The sequence below is a fragment of the Nocardioides ginsengisegetis genome (genome assembly GCF_014138045.1).
GTDB classification, from domain to species: domain Bacteria; phylum Actinomycetota; class Actinomycetes; order Propionibacteriales; family Nocardioidaceae; genus Nocardioides; species Nocardioides ginsengisegetis.
In genome coordinates this window covers 1,880,074-1,899,031 of record NZ_JACGXA010000001.1, presented here as the reverse complement: position 1 = coordinate 1,899,031, position 18,958 = coordinate 1,880,074, and the positions used below count along the sequence as shown (strand labels likewise).

General features: G+C 71.8%; 19 protein-coding genes. 9 read left to right on the top strand and 10 right to left on the bottom strand.

Features of this window, described 5'->3' with window-relative positions; genetic code table 11:
- Positions 1-5: 5 nt before the first annotated feature.
- On the bottom strand, positions 6-740 hold the full coding sequence (locus FB382_RS09015) for a hypothetical protein (protein WP_182538526.1): 735 nt from the start codon (positions 738-740) through the stop codon (positions 6-8).
- A 73-nt stretch (positions 741-813) separates the two neighbouring features.
- On the opposite strand from FB382_RS09015, the gene FB382_RS09010 reads away from it, so the two are divergent.
- The 4 genes from FB382_RS09010 to FB382_RS08995 are packed head-to-tail and all read left to right on the top strand — an operon-like array spanning position 814 to position 4,022.
- The gene (locus FB382_RS09010; protein ID WP_182538525.1) at positions 814-1,611 is read left to right on the top strand and encodes an ABC transporter ATP-binding protein; all 798 of its coding nucleotides are present in this window, start codon (positions 814-816) and stop codon (positions 1,609-1,611) included.
- Between the two features lie 42 nt (positions 1,612-1,653).
- Positions 1,654-2,115 (top strand): NfeD family protein, encoded by a 462-nt coding sequence (locus FB382_RS09005; RefSeq protein WP_182538523.1) that lies wholly within the window; start codon positions 1,654-1,656, stop codon positions 2,113-2,115.
- A 21-nt stretch (positions 2,116-2,136) separates the two neighbouring features.
- On the top strand, positions 2,137-3,261 hold the full coding sequence (locus FB382_RS09000) for an SPFH domain-containing protein (protein ID WP_182538521.1): 1,125 nt from the start codon (positions 2,137-2,139) through the stop codon (positions 3,259-3,261).
- Entirely contained in the window at positions 3,258-4,022 is a 765-nt protein-coding gene (locus tag FB382_RS08995) for a TSUP family transporter (protein WP_182538519.1), read from the top strand. Before FB382_RS09000 ends, FB382_RS08995 begins: the two co-directional genes overlap by 4 nt.
- Positions 4,023-4,025: 3 nt before the next feature.
- On the opposite strand, the gene FB382_RS08990 is transcribed toward FB382_RS08995, so the two are convergent.
- Both FB382_RS08990 and FB382_RS08985 read right to left on the bottom strand, forming a co-directional pair.
- The gene (locus FB382_RS08990; RefSeq protein WP_182538518.1) at positions 4,026-4,586 is read right to left on the bottom strand and encodes an RDD family protein; all 561 of its coding nucleotides are present in this window, start codon (positions 4,584-4,586) and stop codon (positions 4,026-4,028) included.
- Positions 4,587-4,657: 71 nt separating this feature from the next.
- Complete coding sequence (locus tag FB382_RS08985) at positions 4,658-5,017, bottom strand: DUF4267 domain-containing protein (RefSeq protein WP_182538516.1); 360 nt, start codon at positions 5,015-5,017, stop codon at positions 4,658-4,660.
- Between the two features lie 24 nt (positions 5,018-5,041).
- Here FB382_RS08985 and FB382_RS08980 point away from each other — a divergent pair, with 24 nt between their 5' ends.
- Complete coding sequence (locus FB382_RS08980; protein WP_182538515.1) at positions 5,042-5,701, top strand: nitroreductase family protein; 660 nt, start codon at positions 5,042-5,044, stop codon at positions 5,699-5,701.
- Between the two features lie 10 nt (positions 5,702-5,711).
- Here FB382_RS08980 and FB382_RS08975 read toward each other — a convergent pair whose 3' ends face one another.
- On the bottom strand, positions 5,712-6,677 hold the full coding sequence (locus tag FB382_RS08975) for an alpha/beta hydrolase (protein WP_220481302.1): 966 nt from the start codon (positions 6,675-6,677) through the stop codon (positions 5,712-5,714).
- Positions 6,678-6,802: 125 nt separating this feature from the next.
- On the opposite strand from FB382_RS08975, the gene FB382_RS08970 reads away from it, so the two are divergent.
- On the top strand, positions 6,803-8,086 hold the full coding sequence (locus FB382_RS08970) for a hypothetical protein (RefSeq protein WP_182538513.1): 1,284 nt from the start codon (positions 6,803-6,805) through the stop codon (positions 8,084-8,086).
- On the opposite strand, the gene FB382_RS08965 is transcribed toward FB382_RS08970, so the two are convergent.
- Genes FB382_RS08965 through FB382_RS08940 form a run of 6 tightly spaced genes read right to left on the bottom strand, consistent with a single transcriptional unit; the run spans position 8,062 to position 13,879 of the window.
- Positions 8,062-8,853 carry a glycerophosphodiester phosphodiesterase family protein gene (locus FB382_RS08965; RefSeq protein ID WP_182538511.1) on the bottom strand — a complete coding sequence of 264 codons (792 nt, stop codon included), beginning with the start codon at positions 8,851-8,853 and terminating at the stop codon, positions 8,062-8,064. The two genes, FB382_RS08970 and FB382_RS08965, sit on opposite strands and share 25 nt — an antisense overlap.
- A complete protein-coding gene (locus FB382_RS08960) occupies positions 8,850-9,572 on the bottom strand; it encodes a gamma-glutamyl-gamma-aminobutyrate hydrolase family protein (protein WP_182538509.1) in 723 nt (240 codons plus the stop codon). The genes FB382_RS08965 and FB382_RS08960 overlap by 4 nt, the downstream gene beginning before the upstream one ends.
- A gap of 11 nt (positions 9,573-9,583) precedes the next feature.
- Positions 9,584-10,363, bottom strand: coding sequence for a 3-oxoacyl-ACP reductase (locus tag FB382_RS08955; protein WP_182538508.1), 780 nt, complete (start codon positions 10,361-10,363; stop codon positions 9,584-9,586).
- Between the two features lie 10 nt (positions 10,364-10,373).
- Positions 10,374-11,750 (bottom strand): aldehyde dehydrogenase family protein, encoded by a 1,377-nt coding sequence (locus tag FB382_RS08950; RefSeq protein WP_182538505.1) that lies wholly within the window; start codon positions 11,748-11,750, stop codon positions 10,374-10,376.
- Positions 11,750-13,123: a glutamine synthetase family protein gene (locus tag FB382_RS08945; protein WP_281379851.1), complete on the bottom strand. Its 1,374-nt coding sequence runs from the start codon at positions 13,121-13,123 to the stop codon at positions 11,750-11,752. The genes FB382_RS08950 and FB382_RS08945 overlap by 1 nt, the downstream gene beginning before the upstream one ends.
- A 21-nt stretch (positions 13,124-13,144) precedes the next feature.
- Positions 13,145-13,879 (bottom strand): FadR/GntR family transcriptional regulator, encoded by a 735-nt coding sequence (locus FB382_RS08940; RefSeq protein WP_182538503.1) that lies wholly within the window; start codon positions 13,877-13,879, stop codon positions 13,145-13,147.
- 146 nt (positions 13,880-14,025) lie between these two features.
- Here FB382_RS08940 and FB382_RS08935 point away from each other — a divergent pair, with 146 nt between their 5' ends.
- Genes FB382_RS08935 through FB382_RS22845 form a run of 3 tightly spaced genes read left to right on the top strand, consistent with a single transcriptional unit; the run spans position 14,026 to position 18,955 of the window.
- On the top strand, positions 14,026-15,612 hold the full coding sequence (locus tag FB382_RS08935; protein WP_182538502.1) for an amino acid permease: 1,587 nt from the start codon (positions 14,026-14,028) through the stop codon (positions 15,610-15,612).
- Between the two features lie 12 nt (positions 15,613-15,624).
- Positions 15,625-16,530: a phosphotransferase gene (locus FB382_RS08930; RefSeq protein WP_182538500.1), complete on the top strand. Its 906-nt coding sequence runs from the start codon at positions 15,625-15,627 to the stop codon at positions 16,528-16,530.
- The gene (locus tag FB382_RS22845) at positions 16,520-18,955 is read left to right on the top strand and encodes an FAD-dependent oxidoreductase (RefSeq protein ID WP_182538498.1); all 2,436 of its coding nucleotides are present in this window, start codon (positions 16,520-16,522) and stop codon (positions 18,953-18,955) included. Before FB382_RS08930 ends, FB382_RS22845 begins: the two co-directional genes overlap by 11 nt.
- Positions 18,956-18,958: the final 3 nt, after the last annotated feature.

Here is an 18,958-nt window from a genome sequence, read left to right as displayed (position 1 = left end):
CGGGCTCAGGACGGCGGCCACACCTCGGGCGAGCACGCGGCCACCAGCGCCCGGCGCCCGGCGCGCGCCAGCGGCACCAGCGAGGCGCGCCGCGCCTCGATCTCGTGGGCGGAGACGGCGCCGCCGTCGTCCTCGAGCGCCAGGTCGACGATGCCGAGCGCCTGCACGCCCCGCGAGGCGAGGTCGACGCACCGGGCCGGGATGCCGGCGGGGGAGTCGAGGTGGGGGCGGTGCCGGAGGTTCATCAGCTCGTCGGCGACCTCGGGCCGCCACCGCGCCACGTCGAGCCGGGCCAGGGCTCCGGCCGACTCGAGCAGGGCCGCGCGCAGCGTGCGGTCGGCCTCGCCGATGTCCGGCAGCTGGCGTCGTTCCGCGGGCATCGCGGTCCACGTGATCGCCGCCCCGACCCGCTCGGGCACCAGCCCGACGCCGGCGCCGGACACGACCACGGCCTCCCCGACGTCGAGCGCGGCCGTGTTGAAGTCTCGCGGGCCGCCCAGGCCGACGGGGTCGCCCTCGACCGGGATGGCCGCCCCGAAGGCGGTGGCGCCGAGGGCGCGCAGGCGGCCGAGCGCGACCACGAAGGTGTCGGTGCCGCCCTCCGGGTCCAGGCCGGCCACCGCGTGCGTCGCGTCGTCCGCGATCACGGCGTCGATGAGCAGGTCGGTGACGACGTGCCCCCGGAGCCAGGCCGTGCCCCACCACGCGAGGCGGGCGGAGGCGGGCAGCGTGGGGCTCACGGCTCACGATGCTACGCACGGACCCGCACGTCCCTGCACGGGGCGGCGGTCGCGTCTGGATAGGGTGAGGCCCATGACCGCCGTGCTCGAGTTCGCCGACGTGACGGTCCAGCGGGGCGGGGCCACGCTGCTCGACGGGATCGACTGGACGGTCGAGGAGGACGAGCGCTGGGTGATCCTCGGACCCAACGGGGCCGGCAAGACCACCCTGCTGCAGCTCGCCGCGGCACAGATCCACCCGACCTCAGGGGTCGCGGGCATCCTCGAGGAGGTCCTCGGCACCGTCGACGTCTTCGAGCTCCGGCCGCGCATCGGGCTGACCAGCGCGGCGCTCGCCGAGCGGATCCCGCGGCACGAGCTCGTGCACGACGTGGTGGTCTCCGCGTCGTACGGCGTGGTCGGGCGCTGGCGCGAGCAGTACGACGCCCTCGACCACGACCGCGCCACCAACCTCCTCGAGGAGGTGCGCGCCGGCCGGCTCAGGGACCGCACCTTCGGCACGCTCAGCGAGGGCGAGCGCAAGCGCGTCCAGATCGCGCGGGCCCTGATGGCCGACCCGGAGCTGCTGCTGCTCGACGAGCCGGCCGCCGGCCTGGACCTCGGCGGCCGCGAGGACCTCGTGTCCACCCTGTCGGTGCTGGCGATGGATCCCGACAGCCCGGCCACGGTGCTGGTCTCGCACCACGTCGAGGAGATCCCGCCGGGCTTCACCCACGCGCTCATGCTGCGCCAGGGCAAGGTCGTGGCGTCCGGGCTGCTCGACCACGTCGTCACCGAGGCCAACCTGTCGGCCACCTTCGGGATGCCGCTGGCGCTCAGCCACGAGGACGGTCGCTGGGCCGCCCGGCGGCGCACCCGCCACGCTGGCTGAATCCAGACCGTTCCGCGGGGTCCCAGCGGATAGGGTCGTGGCATGGAGTGGTTCCGGGATCACATGTGGGAGACCTGGGCAGCGCTGGCCGTGCTGCTGGGGCTGGCCGAGCTGTTCAGCCTCGACCTGATCCTGATCATGCTCGCGGTCGGCGCCCTCGCCGGACTGCTGACCGCCGCGCTGTCGGCACCGGTGGTCGCGCAGATGCTCGTCGCCGCCGCGTCGGCGGTGGCGATGCTGGCCCTGGTGCGCCCCGAGCTGGTCAAGAAGCTCCACGGTGGTCCCGAGCTGCGGCTGGGCCACGGCAAGCTGGTCGGCCAGCAGGGCGTCGTCACCGAGCTGGTGACCGCGCTCGAGCCCGGCCGGATCAAGCTCGCGGGGGAGATCTGGAGTGCGGCACCGTACGACGAGACCCTCACCATCGCCCCCGGCGAGACCGTGGAGGTGCTGCAGATCCGCGGCGCCACGGCGTACGTCCATCCGATTCCCAAGCTCGAGTCCTGAGCCCACTCCAGAGGAGGTGCCATGCCCGTCATTCTCGTGCTCCTGGCGCTGGTGTTCCTGTTCCTGATCGTCATGCTCGCCAAGACGGTGCGGATCGTGCCCCAGGCCCGGGCCGGCATCGTGGAGCGCTTCGGCAAGTACAAGCAGACCCTGCCGGCCGGCCTCAACGTCGTCGTGCCGTTCGTCGACAAGGTGCGCTACCTCATCGACCTGCGTGAGCAGGTCGTGAGCTTCCCGCCGCAGCCGGTGATCACCGAGGACAACCTCGTCGTCTCGATCGACACGGTCATCTACTTCCAGGTCACCGACCCGATCGCTGCGACCTACGAGATCGCCAACTACATCCAGGCGATCGAGCAGCTGACCATGACCACGCTGCGCAACATCGTCGGCGGCATGGACCTCGAGGAGACGCTGACCAGCCGCGACCAGATCAACTCCGGCCTGCGCGGCGTCCTCGACGAGGCCACCGGCAAGTGGGGCATCCGGGTCAACCGCGTGGAGCTCAAGGGCATCGACCCGCCGCCGTCGATCAAGGACTCGATGGAGAAGCAGATGCGCGCCGACCGTGAGAAGCGCGCCGTCATCCTCACCGCCGAGGGCCAGCGGCAGGCCGCCATCCTCACGGCCGAGGGCTCCAAGCAGTCCTCGATCCTCAACGCCGAGGGTGCACGCGAGTCGCAGATCCTGCGCGCGCAGGCCGACCGCGAGTCCTCGATCCTGCGCGCCCAGGGTGAGGGGCAGGCCATCCAGACGGTCTTCCAGGCCATCCACGACGGCAACCCCGACCAGTCGCTGCTGGCCTACCAGTACCTCCAGATGATGCCCAAGATCGCCGAGGGCGGCGCCAACAAGCTCTGGATCGTGCCCAGCGAGATCGGCAAGGCGCTCGAGGGCCTCGGCTCGACCATGAGCAACCTGCAGGGCATCCCGCAGCAGGTCGAGGGCCCGAAGACGCGCGTCGACATGGGCAGCACCGAGACTCCCTCGCTGAGCGAGGCCGATTCCGAGCTGTCGAAGACGACCGCCGCCGTCGAGGCCGCCATCAAGGAGGCCGAGATCGCGGCCAACCCGGGCAAGGGCCGCGCCGCGGACCTGCCGACCGGCGGCGCGCCGGAGACGGGTGCGGAGCCGCCCGCCCAGTGACGCCGTACGACGCTGTCGCGATCCTGCTCGCCGGGTTCGCGGCCGGCACCATCAACACCGTGGTGGGGTCGGGGACGCTGATCACGTTCCCGACCCTGCTCGCGTTCGGCATCCCGCCGGTGACGGCCAACGTCTCCAACACGATCGGTCTGGTGCCCGGCTCGGTGTCGGGGGCCTGGGGCTACCGGCGCGAGCTCGCGGGCCAACGCTCGCGGGTCCTGCGGCTCGCGCTGGCCTCGCTCCTCGGTGGCCTGGTCGGCGGCCTGCTGCTGCTGGTGCTGCCCGACGGGGCCTTCGCCGCGATCGTGCCGGCGCTGATCCTGCTCGGGCTGGTGCTCGTCGTCTTCCAGCCCCGGATCTCCGCCTGGGTCGCCCGCCGACACGACGCCCTCGGCGGTCTGCCCGAGCACGGCGCCTGGTGGGTGTGGCCGGCCGTCGCGCTGGCCGGCGTCTACGGCGGCTACTTCGGCGCCGCCCAGGGCGTGCTGCTGATGGCGATCCTGGGCATCGGGCTCGACGAGGCGCTGCAGCGGCTCAACGCCGTCAAGAACGTCCTCGCCGCGATCGTCAACGGGGTCGCGGGCCTGCTCTTCGCACTCGTCGCCGACGTCGACTGGCGCGTCGTGGCCCTGATCGGTGTCGGCTCGGTGATCGGTGGTCAGGTCGGCGCGACCGTCGGGCGCCGCCTGCCCACCACCGTCCTGCGCGGCTTCATCGTGGTGGTGGGCGTCGTGGCGCTCGTGTCGTTCCTGCTCGGTTGAGGCTCAGACTTCCTTCACGACCCGGGTCTCGCCGGCGAAGTGGTCGTGCCACGCCTGCCGGTTGACGGTGTCGTTGTTGATGCCGACGGCGATCATGATGACCGCGACCAGCTCGGCCAGGCCGCCGAGGATCCCCAGGAACGGGACGATCCCCAGGATGCCGGCACCCATCCAGATGTTGCGGCGCAGGGCCTGCTCCATCGTCGGGTTGCCACCGCCCGGACCTTGCGTGTGCAGCTTCATCACCATCTTGCCGACGGTCTGCCCCCGGCTGGACTCCAGATAGGTGAAGTAGCCCAGGTAGATCACGGTGCTGACGACGGCCGAGACCGCACCGGCGGCCCAGGTCGAGGCGGCGTAGAAGCCGCCACTGTCACCCATCACGGCGCCCACGATGATCGCGCTGACGATCACGCCGTTGACGATCGCGAGCAGGATCCCGTCGATGAGCCGCGCCAGGAACCGGTCGAGCAGCTCTGCCGGGCGGGTGGCCGCACGGGCTCCGGAGTAGGAGCCGGCCGCGGGGTCGAACCCCGGGGCGGGCGTGGGAGGTTGTTCGGTCATGGAGGACCTCCTCGAGGACGCGTCCCCAGTGGGCGCGTCCCTTCCCATGCTAGGGCTGGGAGGCCCCGGCGTCAGGAGGACGGACGCAGTCCCTGCAGGCCCGCCGCGACGGCGCCGATCGCCGGTGCGGTCACCCCGGCGGCCGTCACCTTCGGGACGGTGCCGTCCTGGAGGGCGAGCCAGCCCGCCGCGGCGTCGGCCGCGTCGACGGCGATCCCGGCGAGGACCAGCGCGCGCCGGGCCTTGCCGCGCGAGAGCAGCGTCAGCGCGCCGAGGGCGATCTCGCGCGAGCCGAAGAGCCGCGACATCAGCGCGAGCTGCGGGTTTGCCTCGACGTCGAGCTGGAACAGCTTCCCGGCGAGCTGCGGGTTGCCGAGGGCGAGGGCGCCGATGGCCACGCGGCCCAGCGAGAGTCCGGTCACGGGGTTCATGGCCGGAACGCTAGCGTGCCCGTCATGGAGCTGTACGACGTGATGCGCACGACCAGCGCGGTCCGGGAGTTCACCGGCGACCCACTGCCCGACGACGTGCTCGGCCGGATCCTCGACAACGCCCGGTTCGCCCCGAGTGGTGGCAACCGGCAGGGCGCGCACCTCGTCGTGGTCCGTGACCCCGCGACCCGGGAGGCGCTCGCCGAGCTCAACAAGCCCGCGGTGCGCCGCTACATGGCGCAGAAGAAGGCGGGGGAGAGCCCGTGGAACCCGCTCGCGGCCCCGGGTCCCTCGGCCGAGGAGATCGCCGCGACCGGCGTGCCCGACTCCTTCGTGCAGCCGGTGCTGACCGCCGGGGCCGTCCTCGTCGTCTGCGTCGACCTCGGCGTCGTGGCCGCCATCGATCAGGACCTCGACCGGGTCGGGCTGGTCTCGGGCGCCTCGGTCTACCCGCTCGTGTGGAACATCCTGCTCGCCGCGCGCAACGAGGGCTTCGGCGGCACCATCACCACGATGGCGGTCGCGGAGGAGCCGGCGGTCAAGGCGCTGCTCGGGATCCCCGACCGGTTCGCGCTGGCCGCGGTGGTGCCGCTGGGCAGGCCCGTGAAGCAGCTGACGAAGCTGTCGCGCCAGGAGGTGGGCGAGTTCGTCACCCGCGAACGGTTCGACGGCGAGGCGTTCTGACCCCGGCGGGTCAGTCCACGAAGGCCGTGCGCCACCGGTCCAGGACGTCGTACGCCGCCTTGCGCACCGCCGGCAGCGACAACACGACGTCGTGCCGGGCGCCCTCGACCGCGACGTAGGTGACGTGCGGACCGATCGCGGTGGACCAGCGGCGGATCTGGCGCACGTCGAGCACGATGTCGGTGCCGTGCACCTGCTCGTTCATCTCGTTGGGCACCGACGACGCCCCCGACGAGAGCACCAGCACCGGCGCGGCCACGGACAGGCCGCGGTGCAGCTCGGCGTGGCCGTTGCGGATGGCGCGCAGCCACCCGGCGTAGACGGTGAAGGACTGGAGGGGCTTCCAGTCCAGGTTGAAGTCCCACTCGCCCTCGTGCCCGCTGTGCAGCGAGCGCGTGTAGAGGCCGGTGACCGTGCGTCGGATCTCGCGCCGCGGCTGGCGGGCGCCGACCTGCTTGACGACCGGCGTGCCGAGCACGCGCAGGGCGGCGCTGCCCTGCATGTCGAGCCACGGGGAGTTGAGCACCACGCCGGTGAGTTCGGGCGGCTGCTCGTGGTCGAGCCACAGGGGCAGGATCAGCCCGCCGGTGGAGTGGGCAGAGCCGACGACGTGGTCGTGCCCGTCACGCTCGGTGATCCGGCGCCAGGCCTCGGTGAGCTCGGGGTAGTAGTCGTGGAGGTCGAGGGTGAAGTTGGGGGTCTGGTGCGGGCGGATCGAGCGGCCGTACTTGCGCAGGTCGAGCGCATAGAAGTCGTAGCCGCGGGCGTTCCACCACTCCGCGAGCTCGGTGTGGAAGAAGTAGTCCGCGAAGCCGTGCACGTGCAGCACGGCCCGCGTGGTGGGCTCGTCGGCCGGGCGGCGGACCAGGGTCGCGACGACCGGCCCCTCGTCGTCGTCGGGGAGCTCGATCTCCTCGGCGAGGTACGGCGCCCCCAGGACGTCCTCGTCGATCCGCGGGCCGGTCGTCTCCGTCATGGCGTCAGTGTGTCAACCCGCGCGTGACGCAGGTGGACCAGACCCGCCGGCAAAGTCCTCAGGTCCGGGTGCGGCGTGCCGTTGGGGGAGGAACGCGTGGAACGGCGAAAGGAATCGCATCCGCCATGCACACTCTCGGAAACCGCACCTCCCGTCTCGGCCTTGGCGCGCTCGTCGCGGCCGTGCTCTCACTCGCGCCCCTGGCCCCGGTGGTCTCGTCGGCCGGCACCGCGACCACCCGGTCCGGCCTGACCGTCCTCACCGACCCTGTGGCGCCGCCGGCACCGGCGCCCAGCGCGCTGGGCCAGTCGGCCCTCGTGCCGCTGCCGGCCCCGCTGCGCGACACCTTCGCCCTCGACTCGAGGCCGGGGTCGTCCCGCACGCTCTTCCTCAAGTTCACCGGCGGCACCGTCGCCGGCACCGCCTTCAACGCCGACTTCGGGCTGGACTCCATCACCGCACGGCCGTGGTCGATCACGCCGCCCGTCGACACCAACTTCAGCCCTACGGAGCTCGCCGAGATCCAGCGCGCGTGGCAGGTGACGGCCGAGGACTTCGCGCCGTTCGACGTCAACGTGACGACGCGGACGCCGGCCCCCGACGCGCTGGACCGCTCGTCGGACGCGGATGCGTCGTACGGCGCGACGGTGCTCGTCACGCAGGGCGGGCCGCTCCAGGCGGCCTGTCGCTGCGGCGGACTGGCCTACGGCAACGTCTTCGGTGCGGTCGGGGCCGCCAAGGACTACGCCCAGCCGGCGTTCGTCTTCGGCTCCTACTCCGGCGAGGACATCGGCGAGGGCGTCAGCCACGAGGCCGGGCACCTCTTCGGGCTGATGCACGACGGCACCGCGACCCTGGCCTACTACGACGGCCGCGCGCCCTGGTCGCCGATCATGGGCTCGAGCTTCTCCCAGCCCGTGAGCCAGTGGTCGCTGGGGGAGTACCCCGGTGCGAACAACACCCAGGACGACGTCGCGATCATCGCCCGCAGCGCCCCGATCCGTCCCGACGACCACGGCGACACCGCCGCGACCGCCACGCCCCTCGTGCCGGGCACCGTCGTCAACGGGGTGATCACCACGCGCACCGACGTCGACGCGTTCATCTTCACCGCGTCCGGGCCGGTCACGCTCACCGCGTCGACCCTCGCGGTCAAGGCCGACCTCGACGTGGGGCTGCGGATCACCGATGCCGCCGGAAACACGGTGGCGACCGTCGATGCGCCGACCACCCGGGACACTCGCCTCAAGGCGCTCGGACTCGGCGCCACCTGGACGGCCACGCTCCCGCGCACCCCCGCGACCTACGTCGCGTACGTCGACGGCGTCGGCACCGGGTCGCCCACGACCCCGGGCCGCTACTCCGACTACGGCTCGCTGGGGACCTACCGGCTGCTGCTCCTCCGGTAGGTGGCGTCCGCGCGGATGGCCAGGGCCAGCTCGGGGTGGTTGGTCGTGACCAGCCAGGCCCGTCCGGGGCGGAGCCAGTGACCGAGGGCGCGCGGGGTGTCGACGGTCCACACCAGCAGCGGGATGCCGCGCCGGCGGGCGAAGCGGGCGACCCCGAGGCGGGCGAGCCAGTGGTGCGCGACGACGACGGAGGCACGGGAGAGGCGGAGGCGGCGACCGGGCAGGAGCTCGGACCGGCGGATCCTGATCCGCTCGCGCACCGCCAGGCCGCGGGTGTTGCGGCCCAGCGACAGGCCGACGAGCAGGGTCAGGCCCTGGCTGTCGCCCCAGTCGCGGATCGCCCGGACGGCGCGGTCGCTGCCGGTGGTGACGACGAAGCCGTCGGGGCCGAGCCGCTCGACCGCGAGCGCGGTGGCGGCCACAGCCTGCTCGGGACGGGCGGCGCTGGCCTTCAGGTCGATGTGCGCGGAGCGACGGCCGGCGAGGAGGCCCAGGGCGTCGTCGTAGGTGAGCAACCCCGGGGAGTGCTCCCGCGCCTCCGCTGCGGTCACGTCCGTGAAGGCGACCTCGTCACCGTCACGCACGAAGGTCGGGTCGTGCGCCACCACGAGGACCCCGTCGGCGCAGCGTTGCACGTCGAACTCCACGAAGTCGACGTCGAGGGCCAGGGCCGCCGCGAAGGCGGTCGAGCTGTTCTCCAGGTCGACCCGGAGGCCCGCCCCGGCGCGGTGCGCACTGACCAGGACCCGCTCGCGGGGACGGGTCACGCGCTCACCCTGCGCTCGGCGTGGGCGGTTGCGGCCTCGAGGAGTCCCGCCAGCAGGCCCACGTCGGCGGACGTCTCGGGGTGCCACTGCACCGCCACGCAGAAGCGGTCGCCCGGTGCCTCCATGGCCTCGAGGGTGCCGTCGGCCGCGTGCGCGGACGCCGTGAAGCCCGGGTGCGAGCGCACCGACTGGTGGTGGTGGCAGCTCACGTCGAGCGTCGTCCCGACGAGCCCGGCCACGCGGCTGCCGGGGACGGTCGCGACCGGGATGGTCCCGAAGACGTCGCCGCCGGGGGAGTGCTCCTCGTGGTCGACCAGGTCGGGCGTGTGCTGGTCGAGCTCTCCGCCGGCGTGCACCGCCATCAGCTGCATGCCCCGGCAGACCCCGAGGACCGGGAGGCCCGCCGCGTCGGCCGCGTCGAGCAGCGCGGTCTCCCAGGCGTCGCGGTCCGGCCGCCAGCCCGCGGTCCGCGGGTGCGGCGGCGCGCCGTACCGCTCGGGGTCGACGTCGGCCCCGCCGCTGATCACCAGCCCGTCGAGCCGGGCGACGACCGCCGCGGCGGCGTCGGGCGTCGCCACCGGAGGCAGCAGCAGCGGCACCCCACCGGTCGCCTCGACGGCCCGGGCATACTGCGCCGGCAGCAGGTCGGCGGACTGGTGCCACACCCCCCACGACGCGTCCTCGCGGTAGGTGGTCAGGCCGATCACCGGGAGCCCCATGCTCACCCCCCTCAGAGCGGCGTGACGTAGGCGCCGGAGATGCCGCCGTCGACGAGGAACGTGTTGGCGGTGATGAAGCTGGACTCGTCGGAGGCCAGGAAGAGCACGGCGTTCGCCATCTCCAGCGGCTCCGCGAAGCGGCCCATCGGCACGTGCACCAAGCGTCGCGCCGCGCGCTCGGGGTCCTTGGCGAACAGCTCCTGCAGCAGCGGCGTGTTGACCGGTCCGGGGCACAGCGCGTTGACCCGCACGCCCTCGCGGGCGAACTGCACGCCGAGCTCGCGCGACATCGACAGCACGCCGCCCTTGGAGGCGGAGTAGGAGATCTGCGACGTGGCCGCGCCCATCACCGCGACGAACGACGCGGTGTTGATGATCGACCCCTTGCCCTGCGCCAGCATGTGGGGCAGCGCCGCCTTGCAGCACAAGTAGACGCTGGTCAGGTTGACCTCCTGGACCCGGCGCCAGGCGTCCAGGTCGGTGTCGAGGATCGAGTCGTCCTCCGGGGGGCTGATGCCGGCGTTGTTGAAGGCGATGTCGACCGACCCGTAGGTGTCCTTCGCGGTCTGGAAGAGCGCGTCGACCTCGTCCTTGGAGGTGACGTCGACCTTGACGAAGGTGGCGACGTCGGTGCCGCCGAGCTGGCCGACCAGCTCGTGGCCGCGCTGCTCGTCGATGTCACCGATGACGACCCGGGCACCCTCCTCGACGAAGCGCTGCACGGTCGCCAACCCGATCCCCGAGCAGCCTCCCGTGACGACGGCGACCTTGCCCTGGATACGTCCTGCCACTGTGTGCCTCCTAGTGCGCGATGAAGACGTTCTTCTCCTCGGTGAACGCCATCGGGGCGTCCGGACCGAGCTCCCGGCCGAGGCCGGACTGCTTGTAGCCACCGAACGGCGTCCAGTAGCGGACCGCCGAGTGGCTGTTGACGCTGAGGTTGCCCGACTGCACGCCGCGGGCCACCCGCAGGCCGCGGCCGAGATCGTTGGTGAAGATCGACCCCGAGAGGCCGTACTCCGAGTCATTGGCCAGCTCCACCGCCTCGGCCTCGGTGTCGAACGGCATCACCGCGACCACCGGGCCGAAGACCTCCTCGCGCCAGATCCGCGCGGCCGGGTCGTCCACCGTCACCACGCTCGGCGGCACCCAGAAGCCGTCGCCGCCGGGCGTCGCGCCGGCGAAGGCCACGTCGACCTCGTCGAGGTAGCCCTGCACGACGCCCCGCTGCTTGGCCGAGATCAGCGGCCCCATCTCGCTCGACTCGTCCGCGGGGTCGAGCACGCGCATCCCGAGCACCGCCGGCTCGAGCTTGGCGAGGAACTCGTCGTACGCCGACCGCTCGACGAGGATGCGCGAGCGCGCGCAGCAGTCCTGGCCGGCGTTGTCGAAGACGGCGTACGGGGCCGACGCGGCCGCCGCGTCGATGTCGGCGTCGGCGAAGACGATGTTGCTGCTCTTGCCGCCGAGCTCGAGGGTCACCCGCTTGACCTGGTCGGCGCAGCCGGCCATCACCTTCTTGCCCACCTCGGTGGAGCCGGTGAAGCAGACCTTGCGGACCAGCGGGTGCGTCACGAAGCGCTCGCCGACCACGGAGCCGTGGCCCGGGATGATCGTCAGGACGTGCTCGGGGAGGCCGGCCTCGAGGGCGAGCTCGCCGAGCCGGATCGCGGTGAGCGGCGTGAGCTCGGCCGGCTTCAGGACCACCGTGTTGCCGGCGGCCAGCGCCGGGGCGAAGCCCCAGCCGGCGATCGGCATGGGGAAGTTCCAGGGGACGATGATGCCCACGACGCCGATCGGCTCGTGGAAGGTCACGTCGGTGCCGCCGGCGACCGGGATCTGGCGTCCGAAGAGCCGCTCCGGCGCGCCGGAGTAGTAGTTGAGGCAGTCGCGGACGTTGCCGGCCTCCCAGCGCGCGTTGCCCCAGGTGTGGCCGGCGTTGCGCACCTCGAGCTCGGCCAGCTCCTCGACGTGGTCGTCGACGACGGACGCGAACCGTCGCAGCAGCGCGGCCCGCTCGCCGGGAGCGACGGCGCGCCAGGACACGAACGCCTCGTGGGCACGCTCGATCGCGACGTCCGTCTGCTCGACCGAGGCCAGCGGTACGTCGGTGACGGCCCGGGCCGTTGCTGGGTTGATGACCGTGTAGATCTCGGTGGTGGAGCCTGTCGAAACCATCAGAGCCTCTCGAATCCGCGGTGGAGCTCCCAGTCGGTGACGGCCGCCCGGTAGGCCGCGAGCTCCACGTCCGCCATGTTCACGTAGTGGTCGACGACCTCGTCACCCAGGGCCGCCCGCGCGACCGCCGACGTGGCGAACACCTCCCGCGCGGCGGCCATCGTCGAGGGCACCTTGTCGCGGCCCGACGTGTAGGCGTTGCCGACCAGCTCGTCCTCGAGGGGCAGCTCGTGCTCGATCCCGTGCAGCCCGCCGGCGAGCATGGCCGCCAGCGCGAGGTAGGGGTTCACGTCGGCGCCGGGGATGCGGTTCTCCATCCGGGCACCGGCGCCGTGACCCACCAGGCGCACGGCGCAGGTCCGGTTGTCGAGCCCCCACGCGATGGTCGTCGGCGCGAAGGAGCCGTCGGCGAAGCGCTTGTAGGAGTTGATGTTCGGGGCGTAGAGCAGGGTGAAGTCGGCCGCCGTCGCGAGCACCCCGGCCACGAAGTGGTCGTAGAGCGGGGTGCGGGCGCCGTCCTTCCAGAACACCAGTTCGCCGTCGGCGCCGCGCAGGGACAGGTGGATGTGGCAGGAGTTGCCCTCGCGCTGGTCGTACTTCGCCATGAAGGTGATCGCCTTGCCCTGCTGGGCGGCGATCTCCTTCGCGGCGGTCTTGTAGACAGCATGGTTGTCGGCGGTCGTCATCGCCTCGGCGTAGAGGAACCCGACCTCGTGCTGGCCGAAGTTGCACTCGCCCTTGGCGCCCTCGACCTCGAGGCCGGCGGCGTACATGTGGTTGCGGATGTCGCGGAGGAGCGGCTCGACCCGGGAGGTGCCGAGGATCGAGTAGTCGACGTTGTACTGGTTGACCGGCACCAGGCCCCGGTAGCCGTCGAGCTTCGCCTGCTCGTACGTCGTGTCGAAGGCGATGAACTCCAGCTCCGTGCCCGACAGCGCGGTCCAGCCGTGCGCGGCGACCCGGTCGAGCTGGCGCTGCAGGATGGCGCGCGGCGACTGCACCACGGGGGTGTGGTCGGGCCAGACCAGGTCGCACTGGATCATCGCCGTGGCGGGATGCCAGGTGACGAGCCGGATCGTCTCCTCGTCCATGACGAACTCCATGTCGCCGTAGCCCTTGTCCCACGACGAGATGGTGTAGCCGTCGACGGTGTTCATGTCGACGTCCACGGCGAGCAGGTAGTTGCAGCCCTCGGTGCCGTGGCCCTTGCCGCCGTCCCACACGTGGTCGGCGAAGTAGTGCCCGTGCAGGCGCTTGCCCTGCAGCCGTCCCTGCATGTCGGTGAAGGCGACGACGACCGTGTCGATCGTGCCGTCCTCGATGCGCGCCACGAGGTCGTCCATGGTCAGGTGCCGGTCGTTGCGAGTGGACAAGGCGCTCTCCTGGGTGTCGGGTCAACCCACCAGTCCGCGCAGGAGCGCGGCGGTGTCGTCGCAGTGTTCCTCCATGACCACGCGCGCCCGGTCGGCCTTCCCGTCGAGGATGGCCCGCACCAGGGCGGCGTGCTGGCGGTCGGAGTGGTTGATGTTCTGCTCGAGCACCGGGATCGCCAGCAGCATCTCGTGCAGCGTCGACTGCACCGAGGTCACCGACTCGATGACCCGCGGCGACCCGGTGAGCGCGGCGATGGTCAGGTGGAAGCGCGAGTCGGCCTGGCGGTGCGCGGCGGGCTTGCGGGCCGCCACGACGGCGGCGTGCGCCTCCTCCAGCTGCGTACGTCGATCGCCGGTGGGTCGCGTGGTCGCGGCCAGCTGCGCGGCTCCGGGCTCGACGATCCGGCGGAAGTCGAGGGCGTCCAGCCAGTCCTGGCGCTTGGCGGCCGTGGTGCGTGCGGCCGCGCGGGCCGAGGGCGTCCGCGGCTTGAGCGTGACCACCGTGCCCCCACCACGGCCGCGCCTGGTCTCGACCAGTCCGGCTTCCCGCAGGGCCGCCATCGCCTCGCGCAGGGTGGCCCGGGAGACCCCGAGCCGCACCGCGAGCTCGCGTTCGGACGGCAGGGTCGACCCCAACGGGTAGACGCCCAGCCGGATCGTCGTGGCCAGCTGCTCGACGCAGGCCTCGAACGCGTGGTGCCCCCGCACCGGCCGCAGCACCGCCTGGGTGAGGTCGTGCACGGGGGAGGCCGTCATGGTGCTCATCCTGATTTCGGGGTATGCCCGTGTCAATCGGCAATTGGTCTGGGTTCATACCAATTTTGCGTAGGGCTATGGACACCCTGAATCGGGCGGGTCTACCGTCCCGGAAAAGGCTGCATCACACCCACGGAAGGTGCCGCATGGCTGACACTGCTGACAAGCCGCAGCTCTCCGAAGACGAGGCCATGCTGGCCAAGCTGGGCTACAAGCAGGACCTCAACCGGTCCTGGTCGGGCTTCTCCAACTTCGCGATCTCGTTCTCGATCATCTCGATCCTCGCCGGCTGCTTCACCAACTTCGGCGCCGGCTTCAACAACGGCGGCCCGATCTCGATCTCGTGGTCGTGGCCGATCCTCGGCCTGTTCATCCTGATCATCGGCTTCACGATGTCCGAGCTCGTGTCGGCGTACCCGACCTCGGGCGGCATCTACTGGTGGGCCTCCAAGCTCGGCGGCCCGGCCGCTGGCTTCTTCACCGGCTGGCTCAACCTGATCGGCCTGGTCGCGGTGACCGCGGGCGTGGCCTACGGCTGCGCGACCTTCATCGACCTGACCATCAGCACCTACTCGACGTCGTTCGCGGGCCACTACTCGCTGACGCGGGTCTTCATCATCTTCGTGATCGTGCTCGTACTGGCCTCGGTGCTCAACATCTTCAGCGGCCACCTGATGGCGGTCATGAACAACGTGTCGGTGTGGTGGCACGTGGCCGGCGCTGCGGCGATCGTGCTGGTCCTGATCCTGGTCCCCGACCAGCACCAGAGCTTCAGCTATGTCTTCACCGAGCGGTTCAACAACTCCGGCTACGGCGGGGGCAGCACCAGCAGCCTGGGCTTCTGGTTCGCGATCGTGCCGTTCGGCTTCCTGCTCACGCAGTACACCATCACCGGCTTCGACGCCTGTGCCCACCTGTCCGAGGAGACCGCATCGGCCTCCAAGGCTGCGGCCAAGGGCATCTGGCGCTCGATCTTCTACTCCGTCCTCGGCGGCTACGTCCTGTTGCTGTGCGTGGTGTTCGCGATCCCGAACGACGCCAACGGCAATCCCGACAACGCCCTGGCGGGCGCGGGTGTGGCCGGGATCTTCGTGCAGTCGCTCGGCACCAACTGGGCAACCTTCGTGCTGTTCATCTCGGCGTCCGCGCAGTTCTTCTGCGCCACGTCGTGCATGACCTCGGCATCCCGGATGACCTACGCCTTCAGCCGGGACGGGGCCGTGCCCGGCTCGGGGATGTGGAAGCAGCTCTCGGCCAACCGGGTGCCGGCCAACGCGGTGATGCTGGTCGGCGTCGCCTCGGCCGTGCTGACGCTGCCGGCGCTGATCAAGGTCGACGTCAACGGCGTGCCGGTCCCGCTGGCGTTCTACGCCGTCACCTCGATCGCGGTCATCGGCCTCTACCTGGCGTTCGCGATCCCGATCTGGCTGCGCTTCCGCCACGGCGACAAGTTCGACGTCGGCTCGTGGAACAACGGCTCGAAGTACAAGTGGATGAACCCGATCGCGGTGGCCGAGATCCTCATCGTGTCGGTCTACCTGATGATGCCGTCCACGCCGGGCGCCAACCCGTTCCGCGACGAGTTCGAGTGGAAGTTCGTCAACTACGCGCCCATCGTCACGCTCGGAGCGCTGCTGCTCCTGGTGATCTGGTGGAACGTCTCGGCGAAGAACTGGTTCACCGGGCCGAAGCACACCATCGACGACGCCGTGCTCGAGGCGTTCGACAGCTGACGCGTGAGCTCCATGGCCGGAGTGGAGGCCCTGCTGGACCGGATCCCGGTCCTGCAGGGCCTCCCGCGCACGGTCGTCGAGCTGCACGGCGGGCTGACCAACCACAACCTGCACGTCACCACGCCCGAGCGCGCCGTCGTGGTCCGGCTCTTCCGCGGTGACCCGGACCTGCTCGGGATCGACCGCGACGCCGAGCACGCCAACACGCTCGCGGCCGCCGCGGCGGGGGTGGGCGCCGGCGTCGTGGACTACCTGCCCGAGCTCGGGGCGCTCGTCATCGACTACATCCCGGGGGAGACCTACGACAACGCGACGTTCGCGCGCCCCGGCGTCGTGACCCGGGTGGGCCGGGCGATCCGGCGGCTCCACGACGGGCCGCGCTTCGTCAACGACTTCGACATGTTCGCCCGCCAGGCGGGCTACCTGCGCACGGTCCGCGAGCAGGGCTACCGCCTCTTCGTTGGGTACGTCGACCACGCGGCGGACTTCGCCCGCGTGCGGTCGGCCCTGTCGGTGCGGGCCGGGGCGACGGTCCCGTGCAACAACGACCTGCTCGCCGGCAACTTCGTCGACGACGGCGAGCGGCTCTGGCTGATCGACTACGAGTACTCCGGCAACAACGACTGCTGCTTCGAGCTCGGCAACACCGCCAACGAGTGCGAGCTCGACGACGACCAGGTCGAGGAGCTGACGACGGCCTACTTCGGCGTGGCGTCGCGGCACCGGCTGGCCCGGGTGCACCTGCAGGCGCTCTGCAGCCAGTACGGCTGGTCGCTGTGGGGCGCCATCCAGGCCGCGGCCAGCGAGATCGACCACGACTTCTTCGCGTGGGGGCAGGAGCGCTTCGACCGGGCCGCGGCGACCTTCACCAGCCCGCGCCTGGACCGGCTGCTCGAGGAGGCCGTGCGTGACGACTGACCTCCCCGCCCGCGCCCGGGTCGTGGTCGTCGGCGGCGGCGTGATCGGCACGTCGGTGGCCTACCACCTGACCAAGCTGGGCTGGACCGACGTGCTGCTGCTCGAGCAGGGCACCCTCTCGTGCGGCACCACGTGGCACGCCGCGGGCCTGGTCGGGCCGCTGCGCGCCTCCGAGAGCGGGACCCGACTCGTGCAGTACTCCGCCGAGCTCTACGCCCGCCTCGAGGCCGAGACCGGGCTCGCGACGGGCTACCGCAACGTCGGCGGGGTGATCGTCGCGCGCACCGAGGACCGCATGGTGCAGCTGCGGCGCACGGCGGCCAACGCCGCGGCGTACGACATGGAGTGCGAGCTGCTCACGCCCGCGCAGGCCCGCGACCTGTGGCCGGTGATGGCCGTCGACGACCTGCTCGGCGCGATCTGGCTGCCGGGGGACGGCAAGGTGAACCCGACCGACCTCACCCAGTCGCTGGCGAAGGGGGCGCGGCAGGGCGGGGCCCGGATCGTCGAGCGGGTGCGGGTGACCGGCTACACCGTCGCCGGGTCGGGCGCGGGGCGTCGGGTCACCGGGGTGCGGACGGACCGGGGGGACGTGGAGGCGGAGGTCGTGGTGACCTGCGCCGGCCAGTGGTCCAAGGCGCTCGGCGACCGGGCGGGGGTGACGGTGCCGCTCCACTCCGCCGAGCACTTCTACGTCGTGACCGAGGCGGTCGACGGCGTCCACCCGGACCTGCCGATCATGCGCGACCCCGACGGCTTCACCTACTTCAAGGAGGAGGTCGGCGGCCTGGTGGTCGGCGGCTTCGAGCCCGAGGCCAAGCCGTGGCGCTCGCCCGACACCATCCCGCACCCCTTCGAGTTCCAGCTGCTCGAGGAGGACTGGGAGCACTTCTCGGTGCTGATGGACGAGGCGCTGGTGCGGATCCCGGCGCTGGCCGAGACCGGGATCCGCAAGTTCTACAACGGCCCCGAGTCGTTCACCCCCGACAACCAGTTCCTGCTGGGGGAGACCCCCGGGCTTCGTGGTCACTTCGTCGGCGCCGGCTTCAACTCCGTCGGCATCGCCTCCGCCGGCGGCGCGGGCCGGGCGCTCGCGGAGTGGATCGTCGAGGGCGAGGCCACGACCGACCTCGTCGGGGTCGACGTACGCCGCTTCGCGCCGTTCAACGCCAACAACCGCTGGCTGCGCGACCGGGTCGCGGAGGTGCTGGGCCTGCACTACGCGGTGCCCTGGCCCAACCGCGAGCTCGAGACCGCGCGGCCCTTCCGCTGCTCGCCGGTGCACGACCGGCTGGCGGCACGCGGAGCGGTGTTCGGCTCCCGGATGGGCTGGGAGCGGCCCAACGTCTTTGCCCCGAGCCCGGCCGAGCCCCGCCTCCACTACGCCTGGGGCAAGCAGTCCTGGCTGCCGTGGTCCGCAGCAGAGCAGCGGGCCACCCGGCAGGACGTCGCGGTCTTCGACCAGACCTCCTTCAGCAAGTACGTCGTCTCCGGACCCGGGTCGCTCGCCTGGCTGCAGTGGGTCTGCGCCAACGACGTCGACGTCGAGCCGGGCCGGGTCGTCTACACGCCCTGGCTCAACGCGCGCGGCACCTATGAGGCCGACCTGACCGTGACGCGGGTCGCTGCCGACGAGTTCTTGCTCGTGAGCAGCTCGGCCACCACCGTCCGCGACCTCGACTGGCTCGAGCGGCACCGGCCCGACGGCGTCACCGCCACGGTCCGCGACGTGACGTCGGCCCACGCCGTGCTCGGCGTGATGGGGCCGCGGTCGCGGGAGGTGCTCCAGGCCCTCACCGACAGCGCCCTGGGGGAGGAGGCCTTCCTCTTCGCCACCAGCCGCGAGCTCTTCCTCGGCCACGCGACCGTCCGTGCGACCCGGATGACCTACGTCGGCGAGCTCGGCTGGGAGCTGCTCGTCCCGATGGAGCTGACCACCGGGGTCTACGACCTGCTCCGGGCTGCCGACGTTGCGGACGCCGGCTACTACACGATCGAGTCGCTGCGGCTGGAGAAGGGCTACCGGGCCTTCGGTCGCGAGCTGACCCCCGACTTCGGTCCGGTCGAGGCGGGCCTGGTGTTCGCCACCGCGCTCGACCGGGACAAGGACTTCCTCGGCCGGTCGGCCCTGGCCGCGCACCGGGAGGCCCTGCGCGCCCCCGGCCCCCGGCGGCGGCTCGTGTCCTTCGTGCTGGAGGACCCCGAGCCGATGCTGTGGGGCGGTGAGCTGGTGCTGCTCGACGGCCGTCCTGTCGGCCAGGTCACCAGCGCCGCCTGGGGCGAGACGGTCGGCGCGTGCGTCGGGCTGGCCTACCTCCGCCGCGACGAGGCGGTCACCGCCGACTGGCTGGCCGCCGGTGGCTTCCAGGTCGACGTCGGCGGGGACCAGTTCGGGATCCGGGCCACGCTGCGCGCGCCGCTGTAGCCC